We start from the raw sequence: 20203 nt of genomic DNA, 5'->3' as shown, positions 1-20203 counted from the left end.
GTGAGCTCGCGGTGTTGAATCAGTGACTTGAGTGTGTATGGCCGCGCATGGCTGTCTGTTCAACCAATGGCAGCATGCCGCATATGCGGCGGCTTGGCGCCTCCGTCGGTTTCTCCCGTTCGATCGACCCACGATGATCCGCAGCCAGAACGAACCCCCCAACCGTCTCGTTGTGTGCTTTGGCTTTGGCCCTGAGAGAAGATGCTATCCCTATTTGTCATGACGCCGAAGTCGCGGCTTACGATCTAGGAGCAACGGACGGCCCGGGGCGAGCAATCCCGCTCAGGAGTGATCGTACCAAGATGCTCCGGATTTGTCGGTGACTGATCGGGCCGGCGCCACGCCACGGCATGAGCAAGGTGCTTTCACGCACGCCCATGCCAACAAATGTCCTTTGCTACAGTTGAAACCGAAAAGCTGAACTTGAACATCACGCAGTAACAAACCTCCCCGATAAGCGCGTGCCGGAAAGGCCAAAATCGTCCGGCGGCTTAGAGAGGTAGGTGATAGGGAATGTTTATTGCAGCTTGGCCCCTGGCCCTCGTCCTGTTGACCTCCATGTCAGTCCCGGGCGAGCCTGCGCCACTTTCCCCCGGTGAGTTCGACAGCCTATCGCGCAAATGCGCTCCCTGGGTTGCGCCGTCCACGCTCGCCGCGATTGCCAAAATTGAAAGTGGCTTTGATACGCTCGTGGCTCACGACAATACCACAGGTGAGCAGCTTCGCTGGATAGATCACCTGGAAGCCACGCGGGGCGTCAAGAACCGCCTCGAAGCACAACATTCTGTGGACGTTGGATTGATGCAGATAAACAGCAAGAACTTTCCTATGCTCAAGCTCACGCCGGAAAAGGCCTTCGAGCCCTGCGCCTCGCTTTCGGCTGCCGCCCACTTACTTGAAAGCCGGTATGCCGGCGGCACGACTGCTGTGGCGCAGCAACTGGCGCTTCGCCGTGCCATCTCGGCCTATAACACCGGCGACGTCTCGCGCGGCTTCGCCAACGGTTATGTGCGCAAGGTCGAGTCGGCCGCGAAGGATATCTCAAGGCTCCTTGAGCGGAGGCTGGAGCCGACTGCTCGAGACGTGCGACATCTTGAGGCACCCGGTCGGAAAGCCGTGCCGCCTCTGCTCGAACAAAGCGAGCAGACCAATGAAAAGCAGCCCACACAAGATTCGTGGGACATCTGGGGCTCGTATCAGCCGAACCGCTCGGGGGCAGACCCCTCCGGTCCCCAGGCTGCGGAAGAGCGGGAACCCTCGAACGCGAACAAACTCGTATTCGATTGAATCATGGAGATAAAATGATAAAGCCACTCAAAATACTTCGTGCGCTTAAAACGCGTGTTCCTTCGCCTTTTTCCATGCTGCGCATCGCGGCTGAATATGTACCGGCCGCTGCTGCAGGCGCGGCGTGGACGGTCTTCTCCAGCGGGCCAGCCGCGGCTCAGGTGACCGGAGGGGCGGATCCTGCCAAGATGGTCCAGAATATCTGCACCTTCATACTTGGCCCCTTCGGACAATCACTGGCTGTGCTCGGACTCGTGGCCATCGGTATCTCTTGGATGTTCGGTCGTGCTTCACTTGGCTTGGTTGCGGGTGTCGTTGGAGGGATCGTCATCATGTTCGGCGCCAGCTTCCTGGGCAAGGCGCTCATAGGCGGTGGCTGATGAGCGACCGGCTGGAAGTGAGCACCCTCTATGTGGCGGCAACACGCCCCGCACTGTTTCTGGGGGTGCCGCTGACGCTGGCCGGATTGCTCATGATGTTGGCTGGGCTCGTCATCATTATCCTTCAGAATCCACTCTACGAAATCGTGCTCGCGCCACTCTGGTTCGGAGCACGGCTGGTTGTTGAGCGTGACTATAACGCCGCAAGCGTCGCGCTCCTCTATTTGCAGACGGCCGGCAGAAGCGTGGACGGGCCGGTCTGGGGTGGCGCGAGCGTCAGCGCCAATCCGATCAGAGTGCCCAAACGCGGAAGAGGTATGGTGTAATGTTTGGCGCCAGTGGCCGGACCGAGAGATCTGGTGAGATCTATCTTCCGTATGTCGGTCATCTAAGCGATCAGGTTGTCCTTCTGGAAGACGGATCGATCATGGCCATGGCACACGTGAACGGGCTGCCGTTTGATTTGGAAGACGCTGAGATGCGCAATTCGCGCTGCCGCGCGTTCAACACTCTCTTGCGCAACATCGCCGATGACAATGTCTCGATATACGCTCATCTCGTGCGAAACAGCGATGTGCCGGAGCCGGCACCGCGTCAGTTTCAAAGTGCATTCGCTGGCAGTCTGAGCGGGGCCTACGAGCGCCGTGTGCTGTCGGGAAAGCTCTTTCGCAACGATCACTTCCTCACTGTCATCGTGTTCCCCCGCAGCGCAATCGGCAAGATCGGCTGGCGCATTGCCAAATCCCCCAGACGGAATGACAACGACCTGGCCACCCAAATGCGAAGCCTGGAGGACCTCTGGCAGATCATTGCTGGCTCACTCGGCGGTTACGGTCTCCGCCGGTTGGGTATTCGTGAGAAAGGCAACGTGCTCTTCACGGAAATTGGTGAGGCGCTTCGGCTGATGATGACTTGCCGGTTTCTTCCGGTTCCGATGGTTACCGGCTCACTTGGCGCCTCGATCTACACTGACCAGGTCATCTGCGGGAAGCGGGCGCTTGAGATTCGAAGACCCGGCGGTAGTTCCGTGGGATCATTGTTTTCGTTCCGTGAATATCCGGCGACGACGCGGCCGGGCATGCTAAATTCCTTGCTGTCCGCCAACTTCCCGCTTGTCCTCAGCCAGAGCTTTTCCTTCCTCACTCGGCCACAAGCTCATGCGAAGCTTAGCCTCAAGTCCAGCCAGATGACGAGCGCCGGCGACAAGGCTCTCACCCAGATCAATGAACTTGCCGCGGCAGAGGACGCACTGGCAAGCAACGAGTTCGTCATGGGTTCGCATCATTTGAGCCTGTGCGTCTATGCCGACAGCCTCAATACCCTTGCAGATCGCGCAGCAAATGCGCGCGCAAGGCTGGCCGACGCGGGCGCCGTCATCGTCCAAGAGGGTATCGGCATGGAGGCCGCGTACTGGTCCCAACTTCCGGGGAACAACAGGTGGCGCACACGCCCCGGGGCGATCACCTCGTACAATTTTGCCGGGCTTGTCTCATTTGAGAACTTCCCAAGCGGTTCCACTTCCGGCCACTGGGGCAAAGCTGTTGCGCGCTTTCGCACAAACGGGGGAACTTCTTTCGACTACATCCCCCATGAGAATGACGTCGGCATGACGGCGATATTCGGGCCCGTCGGCAAAGGCAAGACGACGCTGATGACCTTTATCCTCGCGATGCTTGAGCAAAGCCTGGTCGATCGTAATGGTGCGATCGTCTTTTTCGATAAAGACCGGGGTGGTGAACTCCTAGTGCGAGCCACGGGAGGGACATATCTTGCGTTGCGCAGAGGCGCTCCCAGCGGCTTGGCCCCTCTGCGGGGACTGGACAACACCTCCGCCTCGCTGGACTTTCTGCGCGAATGGTTGATGGCCCTAATCGAGAGTGACGGCCGTGGTCCGATCTCGCCGGAGGAAAGCCGTCGATTGGAACGTGGCATTGTTCGTCAACTTTCGTTCGAACCGGTCATGCGCTCACTTGCGGGCCTACGCGAATTCCTGCTGCACAGCCCCTCCGAGGGCGCAGGAGCACGGCTGCAGCGGTGGTGTAGAGGGAATGCGCTTGGATGGGCCTTTGACGGCGATGTCGACGAAGTAAGGCTGGATGCCTCCATTACGGGCTTCGACATGACACAGCTCCTGGAATTTGAGGAGGTCTGTGCGCCGGCCGCCGCATATCTTCTGCATCGCGTGGGTGCTGTTGTCGATGGCCGTCGATTCGTCATGAGCTGCGACGAATTTCGTTTCTATCTGCTCAACCCCCAGTTCTCGGCTGTTATCGACAAGTTCTTGCTCACCGTCCGCAAAAACAACGGAATGTTGATACTCGCAACGCAGCAGCCTGAACACGTGCTTGAATCGCCCCTCGGAGCTAGTCTCGTTGCACAATGTATGACGAAGATTTTCTACCCTTCACCGACGGCGGACCGGGCTGCGTATATCGATGGCTTGAAGTGCACCACGCAGGAGTTCGAGGCAATCCGCCAGGGAATGGCAATTGGCAGCCGCAAGTTTTTGCTCAAGCGCGACAGCGGGAGTGTTGTTTGCGAATTCGATCTCGGGCAGATGCGCGAGTATGTAGCCGTACTCTCAGGGCGGGCCAACACCGTGCGCTTTGCCGACCAGCTTCGTGACCAGCACGGAGATGCCCCAGGTGGGTGGCTCGACAAGTTCATGGCCCGTTACCATGAAGTTCAAGACTGACGGAGAAATATTCATGAGATTTGCCAAACTTGCAGCGACGACGCTTGCTGCTTCCTTTCTGCTTAGCACACAGGCGCGGTCGCAATTTGTCGTCAGCGACCCGGTAACAGAATCACAAGTGACCATAACAGCGCTTTCCAATGCGGCGATCCTTGAGAGGTCAATCGCGACGCTCGCTACCACGATCGAAATGGTGGATATGCTAAAGTCGTCATTCGGTGTCACGACACTGCTGGGCGCACTGAACCAAGGAAATCACTACCCGTCCAGCAATAAGCTCGAGGGGCAGATGTTTGATGCTCGGGCGCCAGTTTCGACTATGGCGCGTCACATTACGGAGGACTCAAACCGGATAATCACCGGCACCGATTCAGAAGCGAAACTGTTACAGGGACAAAGCGCTGGTGCCGCCAATGCCGCAGCTCTTGCAGCCGACACTCTGGCCGTAATGGACAAGCGCCTTAAGGCCAACGACAACACGCTTGGCCAGCTTTCCAGCTCGAGAAATATTGTGCAGGCCACCGTGACCAACGGTCTGGTCCTCAAGCAGATTCACGATGCGATGATCCAAAATGTCCAGGCCACGAGTCTGCTGACGATGGCCACTGCACAAGGCAGCCTTCACGCCGTGGAGGAGGCCGCCACGCAGCGTCGCGAACGCCAGGAAACCGCCAAGATGTTCCTCCCGTAAACCACGCAGAGTCTCATCCGGCTCAGCTGAGCTGATCAGGGACAAATCAGGCTCACGCCATGCCTTTCAAAATTCACGCGCCATTCACGGCTATACACACGATCTTTCACGGGGCCTTTAAGTCCGGTCTGCACAAAGTGCTTGAAAACATCCAAGAGGCGGTCAGTGCGCCTCTGGTTGCCTGTGTCACGCTTTGGATAATAATCCAAGGCTGCCTGGTCATGCGTGGTCAAGTCGATGCGCGCGGTGGTATATCGCGCGTAATCATGGTCTCGATTGTCGTTGCCCTCATCTTAGGGCAGGCCAACTACCAGCAGTACATTGAAGTGCTCTTCGACGACACGATTCCGAGGTTTGCTCACCACGTCAGTGGCAGCGACTTGCCCTTCATCGAAATCCCCCAGAAGCTCGATATCATGTTTGCTTTAACTCAGTATGTCCTTCAGGTGATTGCTTCCGAAATTGGGCCTATGAATGGACAGGACATACTTGCTTTTGAGGGAGCGCAATGGATTTTCTACGGCGCGCTGTGGACAGCGTTCGAGATCTACGATGCCGTTGGAATTCTGACGAAGGTGCTCTTGACGATCGGCCCCCTGGTCCTTGTAGGCTACCTTTTTGATCACACTCGAGACATAGCCACCAGATGGATCGGCCAACTGCTCTCATACGGGCTGCTTCTTCTCCTCCTCAACATCGTTGCAACGATAGTTATCACTGCCGAAGCAGCCTCGCTGGTAGTCATGCTTGGGGTGATCAAATTCTCGGGCACGACAGCAGCCAAGATCATCGGGCTTTACGAGCTCGACATGCTTTTCCTGGCTGGCGACGCTCTGATCGTCGCGCTTCCGATGATCGCCAGCAGCATCGCCGGCGGCTCTTTGGCAGGTGCGAACCGAGCGCCTAACAGCCTCAGTCGCCACTTTGCCAAAACGGCGGGTGGTTAATCAATTAGCGCGGTGCCAACATGAAATATTGCCTAATTTTATCAATCCTAGCTTTGGCCGCCTGCAAGACAACCCATGGGCTTGCGACCTGCGCGGGTGCGCCATTCCAACTGAACGTGGGACAATGGGAAACCACCCCTGAGGATCTTCAGGTCGATTGCGCGGACGAGCCCAAGTGAAGTTTCCTGAACATGCCCTTCTGGTGGAGAGGGAAACGCTAGCCGCCCACTACAAAGAGGTGGAAGCGTTTCAAACTTCACGAGCGAAGTCTGCGCGGCGCCTGTCAAAGGCCCTTATAGCCTTTGCGGCGGCGGCGGTCCTAGGAAATGTTGCCCAGGCATTTACCATCGCTGCCATGGTCCCGTTGGCCAAGCTCGTACCTGTGTTTCTCTGGGTACGGCCAGACGGGACCGTTGATAGCGAAGTGTCAATCTCTCAACTGCCCGCAACCCAAGACCGAGCCGTCATAAATGCTTCGCTGTGGGAATATGTACGCCTGCGCGAAGGCTACACGGCAGATACAGCCCAATACGCCTATGACCTCGTATCCAGCTTCAGCGCACCGGCTGTGCGACAGCAATATCAAGATTTCTTCAACTATCCGAATCCCACCTCGCCGCAAGTCACAGTCGGCAAGCGCGGCAAGTTCGAGGTTGGGCATATTTCCTCAAACGACATCAGTCCGGACGTTCAACAGATCCGATACAAACGTACGCTTGTTGTCGATGGGCAGATGCCGATGGTGACCACCTGGACAGCAACCATCCGCTACGAGCGCCTGACAGGTCTGCCTGGCCAATCGAGGCTCACCAATCCGGGAGGTCTACTCGTCACGTCCTATCAAGCCTCGGAAGATACCGTGTCAAACCTGGGCATTGTGCAGCCATGACAAAAAGAGCGTTTCTCGCGCTGGCCTGTTCACTTTTCTTAACGATGGAGGTGTGCGCGGAAGACACGCCACTTGCCGGCAAGCATGATGCGCGGATGCGCTACCTGGCTTACCGTCCCGACGAAGTGGTGCGCCTATCGACCGCAGTGGGGGCAACGCTGGTTGTCACATTCGCGGCCAACGAGACCGTCGCAGCCGTGGCCGTTTCCAACAGCAAAGACCTAGCTGCGCTCCCACGTGCCAACTATCTCTTTTTTAAGGCTAGCCGGATGCTCCCGCCGCAGCCGGTCATCGTGCTGGCCGAGAGTGAGTCGGGTACACGGAGATACGTCTTCAGTATTTCAACGAGAGCGATGCCAAAACTCGATGAGCAGCAACCTGACCTATACTACAGCGTTCAGTTCACCTATCCCGATGATGAGGCTGCTGCCCAGAGAAAGGAAGCAGAAACGCGCTCGATTCTTGGTCAGGCCCGGGCGAAAGTGCTGCAACAAGAGAGAGTTCAGGATTTGTTGAATCGGCCCGCCGCAACTGCCAGTCCGGACGAAAGCAATTTTCACTACGTCGCAAAGGGCGATCGATCGCTGGCGCCGCTGGAAGTTTTCGATAATGGCTTTACGACCGTATTTGGCTTCGCAAGCAATTCGCGCATACCCTCCCTCTACGTTATCAATCCCGACGGCAAGGAAGCCGCTGCCAATTACACGGTCAAAGGGGACTATGTTGAAGTATCCGCAGTCGCCCGGGAATGGCGTCTGAGAGATGGCAATACGGTCTTGTCCATTTTCAACAGGGCTTATGATCCTGTGGGACGAGCGCCAGGGACCGGTACAGTGAGACCCGACGTGTGGCGCCTTCTGAAAGGCTCGGGCCGATGAATGGAACCGGCCCACAGTCGGGACATGATGTCGATGCATCCGGATCGATGGTCTCGGAGCCGGCCCGCCGGCATCTATCGGGATCGCAGAAATTGGCCGTCGCTGGTCTTGTTCTTATCTCATCTCTATCGCTGATCTGGCTCGGAGGTCGTCCCAGTACACAGGACGAACCATCTGAGCCAAAACCGGCAATTTTCCCCAACGCCGAGCCATACCGCCCCGTGCCAATCGAGATTGCTCCCGAACCTCCAGCACCCGTACAGGCGGCGCAGGCGGCAGATCCTGCGCCATCCACGCCGCCCCCGGCTTCAGCTGATCCGCCGCCCGAGGAAACACCAATTTTCGCCTACAGTAGCAGTAGTCAGATGCACGGCGACGGTCAACGGAGCGAAGATAACCATAAGGATGCTCCCGCGACCGCAGATGAGATTTCAATCGAGGGCCATCTGTCAGGCCGATTGAAGCCAGATATACAGGAGCCGAGCCGGGCCACACTTTTGCCGCACCCCGATCTCGTGATTACTCAAGGAACGATCATTCCCTGCATTTTGCAGACGGCAGTCGACACAAATTTACCCGGCTATGTGAAGTGCGTCTTACCTAAAGACGTCCGCGGCACGACCAACAATGTCGTGCTCTTGGACCGCGGGACGACCGTGATTGGCGAAATCCAGCGCGGTCTCCAGCAGGGGGATGCGCGTGTCTTCGTGCTGTGGACGCGCATCGAAACACCTGACCATGCCCTCGTTTCGATAGCATCGCCGGGCGCTGACGAGCTCGGCCGCTCCGGAATGCCTGGCACGGTGGACAATCACTTCCGGGAACGCTTTGGCGGCGCGATTCTCATGAGCGTCATCCAAGGCGCGTTTCAGGCGGCCGGTCAATACGCGGCCAGCTCTGGCGGAGGAAGCGGCATCAACAGCTTCCAGAGCAATGGTGGACAAGCCGTCGAGACGACACTGAGAGCGACGGTCAACATTCCGCCAACCCTGAAGAAAAACCAGGGAGATGCTGTATCCATCTTTGTAGCTCGGGACCTCGATTTCTCAGATGTATACGATCTTAGAGCGACTGCCGCGGCGCCAAACCCCCAACATCGCGAACGCAGGAGAGACAACAATGCGATCGGAGGCTGATCCTCAATTGCGTTTGCTTCTCGAGCCCGTTCTAAAATGGCTTGAGGAGCCAAGAACCGAAGAGGTCGCTATCAACCGGCCTGGGGAAGCCTTTGTCCGACAGGCCGGCGTTTTCACGAAACAGCGGCTACCGCTATCTTATGACGATCTGGAGGACATCGCGATACTCGCTGGAGCGCTGCGCAAGCAAGATGTCGGACCGCAAAGCCCCCTGTGTGCGACTGAGTTGCCGGACGGAGAGCGGCTGCAGATCTGTTTGCCGCCCGCTGTCCCCTCAGGAACAATAAGCCTGACGATACGGCGTCCTTCAAGTCGTGTGACCGAACTCAAGGAAGTTTCAACTCGCTACGAATACTCGCGTTGGAATCAATGGCGGTCACGAAAAGAGCGCCAAGCGCAGCAGGACGAAACGATTCTTCAGCACTACGACCATGGTGACTTGGAGCAATTTTTGCAAGCGTGCGTTTGGGGACGGCTCACGATGCTGCTTTGCGGACAGACTGGAAGCGGTAAAACTACAATGAGCAAGACTTTGATCAGCGCCATACCCCTGCAAGAAAGGCTGATAACTATCGAGGACACGCTCGAACTTGTAATCCCGCACGAGAACCATGTCCGGTTACTCTATCCAAAAGACCGGGCAGGCATAGCTGCGGTGACGGCAGAGCAACTGTTGCAAGCCAGCTTGCGCATGCGCCCTGATCGAATATTGCTCGGTGAGATGCGCGACGATGCTGCATGGGCCTACCTTAGCGAAGTCGTCTCCGGCCATGCGGGATCAATATCAACGATTCACGGGGCTGATCCTGTCCAAGGCTTTAAAAAGCTCTTTTCACTCGTCAAGAGCAGCCCGCAAGGAGCTGCTGTGGAAGACCGCACGCTTCTTGACATGCTGTCGGCTGCCATTGACGTCATTGTGCCGTTCCGCACCCAAGGGGACGTCTATGAGGTGGGAGAGGTATGGCTCGCCGCCGATGCCCGGCGACGCGGAGAGACAGCGGCCGACCTTCTTAACAAGCACTGAGGCTAGAGCAACGTCTCGGGATCGATAAGTCGGCCGGCACGATTGGAGTGGGTGTGTCGAGCGCCATCCGCTGGATTGCGCGGGCGAAGCTCGGCGAGTTGGTGCCGCGCCCGCAGGGCCATTGCAGCGCTTCCAGCCTCGTCGCGCAGGAAGCCTTCATCGAGCATGGCGGCAGGTTTGCGTGTTGGGGAGCCATTTCCTTGGGCAGACGCAGACCACAGCGCCTGACGAACTTGTATTGGCGAATTCCATCCTCCTCCTCAGATTGCCTCGGTAGCCTGAGCGCGACGGCGGCTATCATGCCATCATCATCGTACGAATCGCATGCTCCATTATCCTGGACGAGACCGGCTTGGCTAGCCAAAGGACGAAGCTCTGATTATCAGATGTGACCGGCATGGGGTCGATTGCACCAATGACTATGATAGGCACCGTCATGAGGGTGGGACATACGGCTTCGGCCTGTCCTCGCTCGAGGAACGGGGTTTTACCGATAATTAGCAGGTCAGCTGCCTTCCCGCTCTCGATCCAGTCGCAAAGACTTTCGAAGTTCGCGAAGCCGACCGGCTTATAACCCAGCGCGGCGATCTTGTCCTTGTAGATCTCCAACGTTGCTGGATCGGACTCCACGACTGCAATGATTTCTCCGTTGCCGAGTGATCCATCGTATTGGCCGAAAGCGATATCAGCTCTGACTGGCTCCTCCTCGGAGGCGGGTAAGTAGAGGTCGAAGCGAGTACCTCGGCCAATAGACGAGGTGACGTCAAGGCATCCCGCGAGCGCGCTCACATGGCTGTCCACTGCAGCAAGACCCAGTCCGGTCCCGCCGACGCGAGCGCGCGTGGTAAAAAAGGGCTCAAAGATATGCGGAAGTACCGAGCTTGCGATCCCTGGGCCATCGTCGCTGATGGAGAGGAGAACGTAATCTCCCGGTCTCAAGGTGCCCTGAGCCAGCGGCTTCGTGTGATGGACGTGGGCGCGAGAAACGCTAACCTCGACACGGCCCCCATTCAAGAGAGCCTCCGACGCGTTCTTGCACAGATTCATAAGAATCTGCTGTAGCTCGGTTGGGCTGCCCTCGATTACCGTTTGCGACTCGTTGATCTTGAAGTTCAACTGAACATCCGCACGAACTGTAACCCGCAGCAATGGCGCAAGATCCATGACAATTTCAGAGACATCGAAAGGCATTACCGCGCGCTTCCGGTTCCGGCTTAGTGACAAAATCTGGTCAACGATCAGCTTGGCTCGGTTGCCGGCCAAGATGATTTGGCCGATGTGGCTCCGAATTCTCGAGGGGCCGCGCACAACACGTATGGCTATCTCTGCGTAGCCGATTATTGCTCCTAAAATATTGTTGAATTCATGTGCAGCGCCGCTTGCGATTGTGCCGACCGTCCTCAGCCTTTCCGCATGCTCCCATCGACTCACGAGAAGGTTGCGTTCCGCGTGTACACGTTGCATTTCAAGATGGTTGCTTAAACGCACAGTGGCGCTGCCAAGAACCCGGAGGTCGTCTGCTGAGGGGAGTGAGCGGTCTCCTTCAAAAACAAGGATGCAAACCGCAGCCTGCTGATCGGAGGCCCTGCAACCAACAATTTGACAAACACCCGAAGTGCCTACGGCGGTCCGAACCACTTGCGGTGCCGGAACGACGCGAAACACTGGCTGTCCTGGCTGGATAAGTGAGACGACTTCGTCGATAAGCGCGGCGTTCCAGACGCGCATGCGCGTGTTCGTCACAAAGCACTCGGTATCCTTGGTGAGACTCGGATCCACCAGAGCAAGCGCGCATTGATCCGCATCGAAGACGCGTTGAACGAGTCTAAGCGCTGCTTCGGTGGAGAAGCGCCGCGAGGCCTCCGTTGCTTGACTGTCGTTGAAGCGAGCTTCGATCTCACTCATTGCCGCTTCAAGCTTCAATCGCCTTTCCAACCGTTTCGTCCGCACATGCAGCCTGGCGGCCCGAACGATCCCAAACAAGCAGAGGCATATGGACAACGAGCCAAAGAAAAGTCGCGTATGCTGCGCTTGCGCACTGGCCAAGCTGTAGCCTTTCAGATGTTCTCGCTCCAGTTCAGCTGCCTTGGCGAACGTGTCGAAGGATGCGATCCGCTTGGCAGCGCGGTCCAACCTAGACATAGCCGACAGGACAGCGCGGCCCTTGCGGACAACATCCGCGGCGGCTTGGTCCTGGCTCGGAGCAAGTCGGTCGAGAGACCGATCGATCTGTGATGCGAGGCTGAGTGCCGGTCTGGCCGAAAACTGAAGGATCGGATTGGAAAGTTCAAGCCGGCTTGACGGTGCCCCCTCAAGGCTATTAACCGAGCGAGCAAAATCTGCGAGAGAGCTTTGCATAAGCTCATTTTGCGCGGCCAAGGCTGAGATGGCAGCCTCGGTGTGTTCGATGGATTTTTTGAGCTGTGCAAGCAATCTGGAGTGCCCTCCGGAGCTCTCATCGGGCGAAATCTCGAGATGGCCTTGCAAGCTTGTAAGATTCCTTTGCAATGCCTGGCCGGTAGAGGCAACCGAACGGTAGTCCAATACGATATCGGTCCGAGCGCGGGCGACGTCGCGCTGGAGCAATGCGGAGTTGATTTGAATCGTTCGCAGCTCGCTTAGGACCGCCTCGTTGATCGGGGGGGCCTGCCTCTGTGTCCCGACCAAGAGCACAAGCGAGGCCGCTAGCGCGAATACAAATACTTTGTCGGTACTGAGCCACTTTTCCCAATGAAACGGCGTTTGATCCGCGGTGCACGCCTTGCGAAGGTCCGATCTGAATTCTAGCTCCCCATCCCTTCGGTGTGCTGCCGGATGCTGTTGGAACAGGAAAGCCAGGTGTACCTCTCCCTCATAAGACGGTTTAAGATCGTCGCCCAGTTGGTCTTGATCCGCTCCCAGGACGAGGATTAGCTCCCAAGGGCCTCTGCGACGCAGAGCGCATCCTCGCGATGTTGGGAATCAGACGTCGATATAGCGCGCCAGCCTGGCCTCGCCCGTGACCGGGACCTCAGCCGAGGCCTAGGATGAAGCGCCGATTGGGTGAACGGATAGGCCGCGCGTTCATGGGGTAGAGTGAGGTAAATCGCTCCATGTCTGCCGGGTCGACCTCAACCGGTTCCGTCGCCAGCATCCACTCGACGTTTTCGGTGCATGGCGGAGTCGTCAAGGATCCCGCATATGTCCAGTAGCCAAGTGAGGCTGGTAGAAGCCCGTTGGGGTCGACCTCGTCGACCGCTGTTTCCTCCCCTGAGATTGCGGGAAATGCTGCGGCAAGGCTGGCGAAGCTGGCATTTGTCGCGCCTGGCGCCAGAAACACGCCCAGCACACCCAGAGTGCCGCTGTCGGTGTCCTTATGGACAAAATGCGCTTCCATCGGAAAATTCTTGCCTGCCACGTAGTGTTCGCTCGGCGCATGGAAATGGAACTGTACCAGTTCGTAGACACGATCCCCGCGGATGAGGGTGCTGCCTTGCGGCAGGTTGACTTGGATGGTGTGGCCGTTGTTCACCATCGTGCCGCCGCCCTTGTGCCAACCTATGGCGATGTGCGGAATATCCGCTTTGACCGCGCCCTTGATATCGATCGGCGATTGCTGCGTGCCCGCCGAGCAGACGAAATTTCTCTTATCCAGATCGCCCCAGTGTTCGGGCCCGGCTGGGCCGGCATATCCCCAATGGGTGCCCGCCGCCCCCGCGGCATCAGCGCAAATGGGACACGCGCCGAGTGCAACGAACCCTTTGATCAGATTACGACGATGCATATTGCTTTCGCTCCTGGACGTGAACTGAGTTTATCATTTGCGGCCGGTATGGCGGGAACTGTGGTCGCAACTGTGATGTGGCAACATCATCGCAACTACGCCGAACAACTCGGCATACGACAGCGCATCACGGAGGGCTTCACGTCGGCGCATAGACGACATCCTCGTCAGGACCGCCGCTGAGCTTCGTTGTCCTCACCGACGGTATGCGGTTTTTAGCGGCCATTTTCACCGGGTAGATGGTCCGAGCTATCTGCGCCGAATACGTGGTTGTTGCCTCCACGACCACCGATTGCCTGGGTATCCCAGATCGCATCCTCGGCCTCGTGACGCCTTCATATTCATCATCCGTCGACTAGAGAAATCGATTGCTTCAATTAAGAACATTCACGTTTTGGATGCATTCACGCGCAATCCGCGGTACTGCTGAGGACGCCTCACTTCGGCAGGCTTCCTATGGAACCGTTCGCCCTGCTCAAGCAGCTCAGGGCCGCCCCGTGTCGAAGCTGTTGCCGGCGAGTCTCGATGCGGCAACCGTGACCGCATCAAGCGAGCACCTTGCCATCCTCGCCTCGGAGCATCTGGTCGACGCGGCAGCGTTTTGGGTGAAATCGGCCGCTGCTGCCACAGCTTTCCACTTCAGTTGGCGTCTTGAGCGCCTGTCGCAGCACCTCGCCTATTGCCAGGCAGTAGGACGGCACGACTAACTCAGCCAGCATCGGTGCGACATTGATCATACCGATCTATTCGGGTGGCCGCACTTCGGCGCTTGCACGACGGAACAAGGAATCGCTCAATCAGGCCCGGACCGATACCGACGTCGGCCGCGATCTGGTGCGTCAGCAAGTGACTGCAGCATAGACCACGTACACCGCAGCCCGGCAAACCCTAGCGGCCAGCAGGCAGCTAATTGCCACTGCGCAGGTTGCCTTGAATGGCGTCGTCGAGGAGCGCGATGTCGGCCAGCGCACCACGTTCGACGTTCCCAACGCCCAGGCCGCAGTCATCACCGGCAAGATCAATCAGGCCGAAGCCGAACACGACGTGGTGGTGATGGCGAGTTATGGCATCCTATAGACAATCGGTCACGTATCGGCCCGAGTGTCTCAACCTGCAGGTGACAAAATACAGGCCGGAAGAACATTACAACGAGGTCAAGGACAAGTGGATTGGTCTACGCACACGCGATGGCCGATAAACTGCCCGACGAGGTGCCAATGCGAATGCAAGACCTTGGGTCCGAAACCGCGCAGGCTTGCTCGCGGCCGTCGTCGGGCAGGATGCCGAACTGGTTTCGCTTCAGGGTACGCAAGGATTTGAGTTCCTGTGGCAGGCCGGGCCGGCCTGGCGGCGCCAACCTCCGGTGCTGTTTCCGATTGTCGGCCGGCTAAGGGCGATCAACTGCGTCACCGCGGGCAGACCTATCCGATGACGCAGCACGGCTTCGCGCGCGACAAGGCCGGCGCATTCTTGCCGTTAGGTGCCAAGCCAAGGGGAGGTTGCCGACTGCTTGCGTCACCGTAAGTTTTTGCCCTCCGTCAAGCGTCGAGCCAAAGGCGCGTGCAAGCGATCCATAGCCTGGATGTATGGCATTCAACTAATCGATTTTACGAATTAGCGGGCATGCTCCATTAGAAGAACAACAATTGACCGAAAGCAAGTACGCCGACACCCGCTGCCGGCAACTTTCTTAGTTATGTTATGGGCGAGTGCGGCAGATCGGCCGAAATCGATCCAGCGGATGATTCGAGAAGGGCACCATTTTCACATCGTTGGTGCGAGGCCTCAGTTCATCCATTAAACCGGGAATTTCATCAGGTCTTCTATGCCGCGAGACTTTCGAGCCGATATCCAGGCCTTGCGGGGTCTATCTGTCCTTCTGGTTGTCCTTTATCATACCCAAATCGCGCCGTTTGGTTATCTCGGCGTTGATATTTTCTTCGTAATTTCCGGCTTTCTGATCACCGGCCTCATCGCGACCCAGCTTGAGCAGTCACGGTTCAGCTATTGGGAATTCTATTATCGTCGTGCGAAGCGCCTGTTGCCCGCGGCCTATGTGGTCATTGCGCTCACGACGATCGCTGCACCCTTTTTCCTGTCAGATGTGGGGCTGCGGGAGTTCCGAAGTCAGGTCCTCGGGGCGCTCACATTCACCGGCAACATCGTTCTCTGGTCTCAGGCGGACTATTTCGGCGAATCCGCCGAAACCAAGCCTCTCCTGCATTTCTGGTCGCTCGCTGTCGAAGAACAGTGTTATCTGCTGCTTCCTGCTTTCTTGGCCTTGGCTCCCAAGAGATGGCGGCTCACAGCGGTTAGTTTGCTTCTGGTTGCCAGCCTGGCACTGTGTCTCTACGTGGCCATTCGTCACCCATACGCTGCATTTTATCTTTTGCCGACCCGCTTTTGGGAAATAGCAATTGGTTCGCTCGGGGCATTGCTTCCCGCCAGCGCTCGCGTGGGGGCCAAGTTTGCGGCGCTGCGCCTCCCGGCGCTCGTGCTTATCCTCCTTATTCCCATTGGGCTTGGTTCGCAGAACCCGATCGTGGATGCCGCTTTGGTTTGCTTGGCAACCCTGATCCTCCTGCTGTCGCACAGCAGGGATAATGTGGCGGTTCGAAGCATGGCAAGGATCGGGGATATCTCGTACTCGCTCTATCTGGTCCATTGGCCGGTGCTTGTATATGTGCGGGCTGCTTGGCTGGCAGACCCTCCCGCGCTTGCGATCTATGCGGCAGTTGCCTTCTCAGTTGTAGCAAGCTTAGTTCTTCACCGTTTCGTGGAAAAGCCGTTCCGGCAGGGATTCTTCGCATCTCGTGGACGGATGGCCTCAGGACTCGTTGCCGCAACGGTTCTTCTCGGCTTCGCACTGTCAGTCGACATTGGCGCAGCCGAAAGTAGGGTTGGCTTTTCCGAGAGCCGACGCATCAATTACGGCCTGGCAAGGGCATGTGATCTCACATCTGGATCGCCTCCCCAGGCCATTCCGGAGGCCTGCCAGACGACGGACAGGCCCGAATTGCTGGTCTGGGGCGATTCATTTGCCATGGCACTGGTTCCCGGCTTGGCCAAGACGATCGGAGAGGCCGGCCTGGCTCAGCTCACGATGAGCGGGTGCTTCCCCGCCATCGGCGTTGCTGCCTTCAATCGCGCAGCGTCTCCCTCCTTCGCTGAGGACTGTATTCGCTTCAATGACAGTGTTTTGGGTATCCTGAAAAATCGGCCGGAGATAAAGACCGTTGTCATTTCGAGCCCATTTGACGCCCCTGACTCCAAAGACTTCATGCTGCTTAAGAGGCGTGATGGGACATTCACGGAAGTTGACACTTCGGTAGATGGAGCCGTTGAGGGTATCAAGTCTCTCATCGAGGCCGTTCGCGCTTTGGGCAGGCGAGTGGTCGTAGTTGCTCCCCCACCAGTCGCAGGCTTCGATATCGGCGATTGCCTTGAGCGAAAGGTGAGAGGAAATATTATGCTCGGGCGGCACAGTGATTGCGAAATCTATGTCACCGATTACCGCCGGATGAGATCCCGCACTCTTGAGCTCTTGAACCAAGTGGCTGTGAAATCTGACGTAGAGGTTGTCTCTTACCACGACTTTCTCTGCGACGACACAAAATGCAGAACCGAGATCGATGGCAAATTTCTCTACCGAGACAGCGGCCACCTTTCCTATGAAGGATCAGAGATCATCGCTCAAAAGACAAGGCTTGCTGAGAGGCTGATCAGGGCTGCTCGTTGAGCATTTTCGAAATGAATACTGTTTCAAGACTATTTTTTGGGCTTCAGACATTGGAATGCTCCCAATAAGCCCGCAACTTGGGGTCGAATTGTTACCATACCTAAGTGTCCGCTCCAAAAAGAAGTGGGTGATTTCATCGGGTTACCGTCACTGGGTGGATTCGGCGGCTCGGCGGGCCGAGACAGGTTTGCGCGATCTCATTCATCCGCCCGACTCGACAAAGCTCCCGGCCCGTGGTTGTGCAACCGAGTCGAGCGATGGGTAAACGGAAGCTTCTCAAGGCTCAAAGCACCTACTGCAAAGGCCGGTGGTCAGACGATCTCGCTTCCTTAAGAGCTGGTGGCGTCTAACTCTGCAGATGTACTCCACCGATCCGAGCAGGGGCGTCCCCGGCTCTTGGCCGACGATCTGACGATAGGTTGCCACGCTCACCAGGAGCTGCTCACGGGCAGCGGCCAATTGCGCCGCGGCAGAGCCGCGCGAAGCGTCGGCCTGAGCGAGGTCAGTACGTGTAGCCCTCGCCGACCTTAAAGCGCGAACGCGCAGCTCGCGCCTGCTCCGTCAGGAACCGCACGTTTTGGTGCGTCAGCACCGCTACCTCCGGTCGCGAACGACGTTCATAGACCTGGGCCAGTGAGCCGCTGTCGCGGTGGCCGCCTTCTTCTGCAGCTTCTCGAAAACAAACCGCTTGCCTTCGCGCACGCTGTCTTCGAGCGGCTTCGCCTTCGCCAAATGCGCCGCAATCGCGCTGGCCAGCATGCAACCTGTTCCGCGCATCGATGCGGCAAGGCGCGGTGTATCGACGTAGATGGGTTCATGATCGGAGCGCAATAGAATATCGGTCGATCGGGGTCCCGAGGCATGCCCACCCTTGATCAGCAGGGCCTGAGGGCCGGCGGCCAACAATCTTTGTCCCTGTTGGAGTGCACCGTCCTCATCCACTGCCAGTTCGGAGCCAATAAGGCGTGCCAGTTCGGGAAGGTTTGGCATGACAAGGCAGCAAAGCGGCATCAGATCGCGCTTCATCACGGCGATAGCGCCTGCCTCTAGGAGCGCCCGGCCTGAGGTGGAGGCCAGCACTGGGTCGAGTATTACCGGCACTTGCGGGTATTTGCGCAGCACAGCGGCAACGGCAACAACGATATCGGCATTCGCCAGCATGCTGATTTTGATGGTCGCCACATTGTTGGCCCGCAGCGCGGCGCGCATCTGATCGGCGACCAGGCTCGGTGGAGAATGATGAATTTCCATCACGGCGTCGTGCGTTTGCACCGTTAGCGCAGTGACGGCCAGACAGGTGCGCACGCCAATGGATGCGATCGTTTCGATATCGCGTGCTATTCCAGCACCCCCGCTGGAATCCGACCCCCCAACGACAAGCACATGCGGTTCTCGTCTCATCGCCATCGGTCCGTCTTTTCGATCCACTCCCTGGTGCGCGCTTCGGGATCGGAGCTCAACGCGATGTCCGTGACCACTGCCGCGCTGTCGGCGCCGGCTCCAAAGACGCCGTCGAGGCGGCCAGGGTTGAGGCCGCCGATAGTGATTAATGGGATTGGCGCCACCCGCCGCTTCCACTCGCTGATTCGCTCTAGCCCTTGCGGTGCCCACTTCATTTTCTTCAAGATGGTGGGATAGATCGGACCCAGCGCAACATAGTCGGGATCGGCAAAAATGGCGGTTGCCAGCTCGACATGATCATGCGTGCTCAACCCGAGCCTGACACCGGCTGACCGTATCCTTGAGAGGTCGGCGGTTTGCAGATCCTCCTGGCCGAGATGCACGAAGTCGCAGCCCTCCTCGATTGCCAGGCGCCAATGATCGTTGACGATGAGCTGGCTTTTATGTTGGGCACACAAGGCCTTCGACTTGCGGATCTCCGCGCGCAGCCGGGCTTCGTCCATGGTTTTAATACGAAGCTGAACCAGCTTGACGCCGAGCGGCGCCAGCCGTTCGATCCAGGCAGCGCTGTCGACGATCAGGTAGAAGGGATCGAGCTTCATGAAAAAACCGCCCTGCCGATCGTCGGTGTCGATGGCACGGCGACGTCGCGCGGTTCGAGCATTCCGGAAAGGAAGGCTTCGCGGCCGGCTTCGACTGCCTTGCCGAATGCGCGCGCCATGCCGACTGGATCGGCCGCCCTGGCGACTGCCGTGTTCAGGAGCACGGCGTCAAAGCCGATTTCCATGACGGTTGCCGCATGCGACGGCCGCCCGAGGCCAGCGTCCACAATCAGCGGGACGCCAGGGAGATGTCCGCGCATCAAGCGCAGAGCCGTTATGTTGATCGGTCCGAGAGCGGAACCGATCGGTGCGCACCACGGCATCAAGACCTTGCAGCCCGCCTCCAGCAGCCGCTCGGCGACAACAAGGTCGTCGGTGGTATAGGGGAACACCGAAAAGCCGTCCTCGCACAGGATGCGGGCAGCTTCGACCAGGCCGAACACATCAGGCTGCAGCGTGTCGTGGTTGCCGATCACCTCGAGCTTGATCCAGGTCGTCGCGAACACCTCGCGCGCCATTCTCGCCGTTGTGACCGCTTCCTTGACGGAGTGGCAGCCGGCCGTGTTGGGCAGGATTCTTGTGCCAAGCGAGCGGATCAGCGACCAGAACTTTTCGCCGTCCCTGCCGCCGGCCATCTCACGCCGCAGGGATACGGTCACCACCGAGGTGCCCGATGCCTGGACCGCATCGGCAAGGATGGCGGGCGATGGATATTGAGCCGTGCCGAGAAACAGCCGAGAGGGAAGCGTCGTCCCGAGAAGCTCGAACATG

19 protein-coding genes and 2 pseudogenes are annotated in these 20203 nt (G+C 58.0%); 16 read left to right on the top strand and 5 right to left on the bottom strand.

The features are described from left to right. Nucleotides 1–513: 513 nt before the first annotated feature. From AC0L2Y_RS22740 to AC0L2Y_RS22685, 12 genes and pseudogenes are all read left to right on the top strand, one after another. Nucleotides 514–1287 carry a type IV secretion system lytic transglycosylase VirB1 gene (locus AC0L2Y_RS22740; protein WP_473559626.1) on the top strand — a complete coding sequence of 258 codons (774 nt, stop codon included), beginning with the start codon at nt 514–516 and terminating at the stop codon, nt 1285–1287. 74 nt (nt 1288–1361) lie between these two features. Next, entirely contained in the window at nt 1362–1667 is a 306-nt protein-coding gene (virB2, locus tag AC0L2Y_RS22735) for a pilin major subunit VirB2 (RefSeq protein ID WP_473503402.1), read from the top strand. Next, the gene (locus tag AC0L2Y_RS22730; RefSeq protein WP_473503211.1) at nt 1667–1993 is read left to right on the top strand and encodes a type IV secretion system protein VirB3; all 327 of its coding nucleotides are present in this window, start codon (nt 1667–1669) and stop codon (nt 1991–1993) included. The genes virB2 and AC0L2Y_RS22730 overlap by 1 nt, the downstream gene beginning before the upstream one ends. Further along, entirely contained in the window at nt 1993–4362 is a 2370-nt protein-coding gene (gene virB4 / locus AC0L2Y_RS22725; RefSeq protein ID WP_473559625.1) for a type IV secretion/conjugal transfer ATPase VirB4, read from the top strand. Before AC0L2Y_RS22730 ends, virB4 begins: the two co-directional genes overlap by 1 nt. Before the next feature lie 13 nt (nt 4363–4375). Beyond that, on the top strand, nt 4376–5053 hold the full coding sequence (locus AC0L2Y_RS22720; RefSeq protein ID WP_473503404.1) for a TrbJ/VirB5 family protein: 678 nt from the start codon (nt 4376–4378) through the stop codon (nt 5051–5053). A gap of 59 nt (nt 5054–5112) precedes the next feature. Then, nucleotides 5113–6000, top strand: a complete 888-nt coding sequence (locus AC0L2Y_RS22715) for a type IV secretion system protein (protein WP_473503215.1) — start codon at nt 5113–5115, stop codon at nt 5998–6000. A 20-nt stretch (nt 6001–6020) separates the two neighbouring features. Next, entirely contained in the window at nt 6021–6179 is a 159-nt protein-coding gene (locus AC0L2Y_RS22710) for a type IV secretion system lipoprotein VirB7 (protein WP_473503217.1), read from the top strand. Next, nucleotides 6176–6889, top strand: a complete 714-nt coding sequence (locus AC0L2Y_RS22705; protein ID WP_473503219.1) for a type IV secretion system protein VirB8 — start codon at nt 6176–6178, stop codon at nt 6887–6889. Before AC0L2Y_RS22710 ends, AC0L2Y_RS22705 begins: the two co-directional genes overlap by 4 nt. After that, a complete protein-coding gene (locus AC0L2Y_RS22700; RefSeq protein WP_473559624.1) occupies nt 6886–7767 on the top strand; it encodes a P-type conjugative transfer protein VirB9 in 882 nt (293 codons plus the stop codon). The genes AC0L2Y_RS22705 and AC0L2Y_RS22700 overlap by 4 nt, the downstream gene beginning before the upstream one ends. Beyond that, a complete protein-coding gene (gene virB10, locus AC0L2Y_RS22695; protein ID WP_473559622.1) occupies nt 7764–8903 on the top strand; it encodes a type IV secretion system protein VirB10 in 1140 nt (379 codons plus the stop codon). Before AC0L2Y_RS22700 ends, virB10 begins: the two co-directional genes overlap by 4 nt. Next, nucleotides 8887–9927 carry a P-type DNA transfer ATPase VirB11 gene (gene virB11, locus AC0L2Y_RS22690; RefSeq protein ID WP_473559620.1) on the top strand — a complete coding sequence of 347 codons (1041 nt, stop codon included), beginning with the start codon at nt 8887–8889 and terminating at the stop codon, nt 9925–9927. Before virB10 ends, virB11 begins: the two co-directional genes overlap by 17 nt. A gap of 38 nt (nt 9928–9965) precedes the next feature. Further along, nucleotides 9966–10088, top strand: a pseudogene (locus tag AC0L2Y_RS22685) (IS630 family transposase); the annotation flags it as partial. A 136-nt stretch (nt 10089–10224) separates the two neighbouring features. On the opposite strand, the gene AC0L2Y_RS22680 reads toward AC0L2Y_RS22685, so the two are convergent. Next, the gene (locus AC0L2Y_RS22680; RefSeq protein WP_473559650.1) at nt 10225–12756 is read right to left on the bottom strand and encodes a two-component system VirA-like sensor kinase; all 2532 of its coding nucleotides are present in this window, start codon (nt 12754–12756) and stop codon (nt 10225–10227) included. Nucleotides 12757–12937: 181 nt separating this feature from the next. Next, nucleotides 12938–13690 carry a carbonic anhydrase gene (locus AC0L2Y_RS22675; protein WP_473559619.1) on the bottom strand — a complete coding sequence of 251 codons (753 nt, stop codon included), beginning with the start codon at nt 13688–13690 and terminating at the stop codon, nt 12938–12940. Nucleotides 13691–14187: 497 nt separating this feature from the next. Between AC0L2Y_RS22675 and AC0L2Y_RS22670 the strand changes: the two genes are divergently transcribed. The 4 genes and pseudogenes from AC0L2Y_RS22670 to AC0L2Y_RS22655 all read left to right on the top strand — a co-directional run bounded on the left by AC0L2Y_RS22670 (nt 14188) and on the right by AC0L2Y_RS22655 (nt 17429). Further along, nucleotides 14188–14397 (top strand): hypothetical protein, encoded by a 210-nt coding sequence (locus tag AC0L2Y_RS22670; protein WP_473559617.1) that lies wholly within the window; start codon nt 14188–14190, stop codon nt 14395–14397. A gap of 223 nt (nt 14398–14620) precedes the next feature. Beyond that, entirely contained in the window at nt 14621–14767 is a 147-nt protein-coding gene (locus AC0L2Y_RS22665) for a hypothetical protein (protein ID WP_473559615.1), read from the top strand. Between the two features lie 178 nt (nt 14768–14945). Then, nucleotides 14946–15148, top strand: a pseudogene (locus AC0L2Y_RS22660) (aldose 1-epimerase family protein); the annotation flags it as partial. Nucleotides 15149–15515: 367 nt separating this feature from the next. Next, a complete protein-coding gene (locus AC0L2Y_RS22655; RefSeq protein WP_473559613.1) occupies nt 15516–17429 on the top strand; it encodes an acyltransferase family protein in 1914 nt (637 codons plus the stop codon). A 594-nt stretch (nt 17430–18023) separates the two neighbouring features. Here AC0L2Y_RS22655 and AC0L2Y_RS22650 read toward each other — a convergent pair. The 3 genes from AC0L2Y_RS22650 to AC0L2Y_RS22640 are packed head-to-tail and all read right to left on the bottom strand — an operon-like array spanning nt 18024 to nt 20202. Further along, nucleotides 18024–18836, bottom strand: a complete 813-nt coding sequence (locus tag AC0L2Y_RS22650) for a hydroxymethylpyrimidine/phosphomethylpyrimidine kinase (protein WP_473559611.1) — start codon at nt 18834–18836, stop codon at nt 18024–18026. Further along, nucleotides 18827–19432 (bottom strand): thiamine phosphate synthase, encoded by a 606-nt coding sequence (locus AC0L2Y_RS22645; RefSeq protein WP_473559609.1) that lies wholly within the window; start codon nt 19430–19432, stop codon nt 18827–18829. Before AC0L2Y_RS22645 ends, AC0L2Y_RS22650 begins: the two co-directional genes overlap by 10 nt. Next, complete coding sequence (locus AC0L2Y_RS22640; RefSeq protein WP_473559608.1) at nt 19429–20202, bottom strand: thiazole synthase; 774 nt, start codon at nt 20200–20202, stop codon at nt 19429–19431. The genes AC0L2Y_RS22645 and AC0L2Y_RS22640 overlap by 4 nt, the downstream gene beginning before the upstream one ends. Nucleotide 20203: the final 1 nt, after the last annotated feature.

The organism is Mesorhizobium sp. WSM4830 (assembly GCF_055811495.1).
This window is presented reverse-complemented; position numbering and strand designations above follow the sequence as displayed.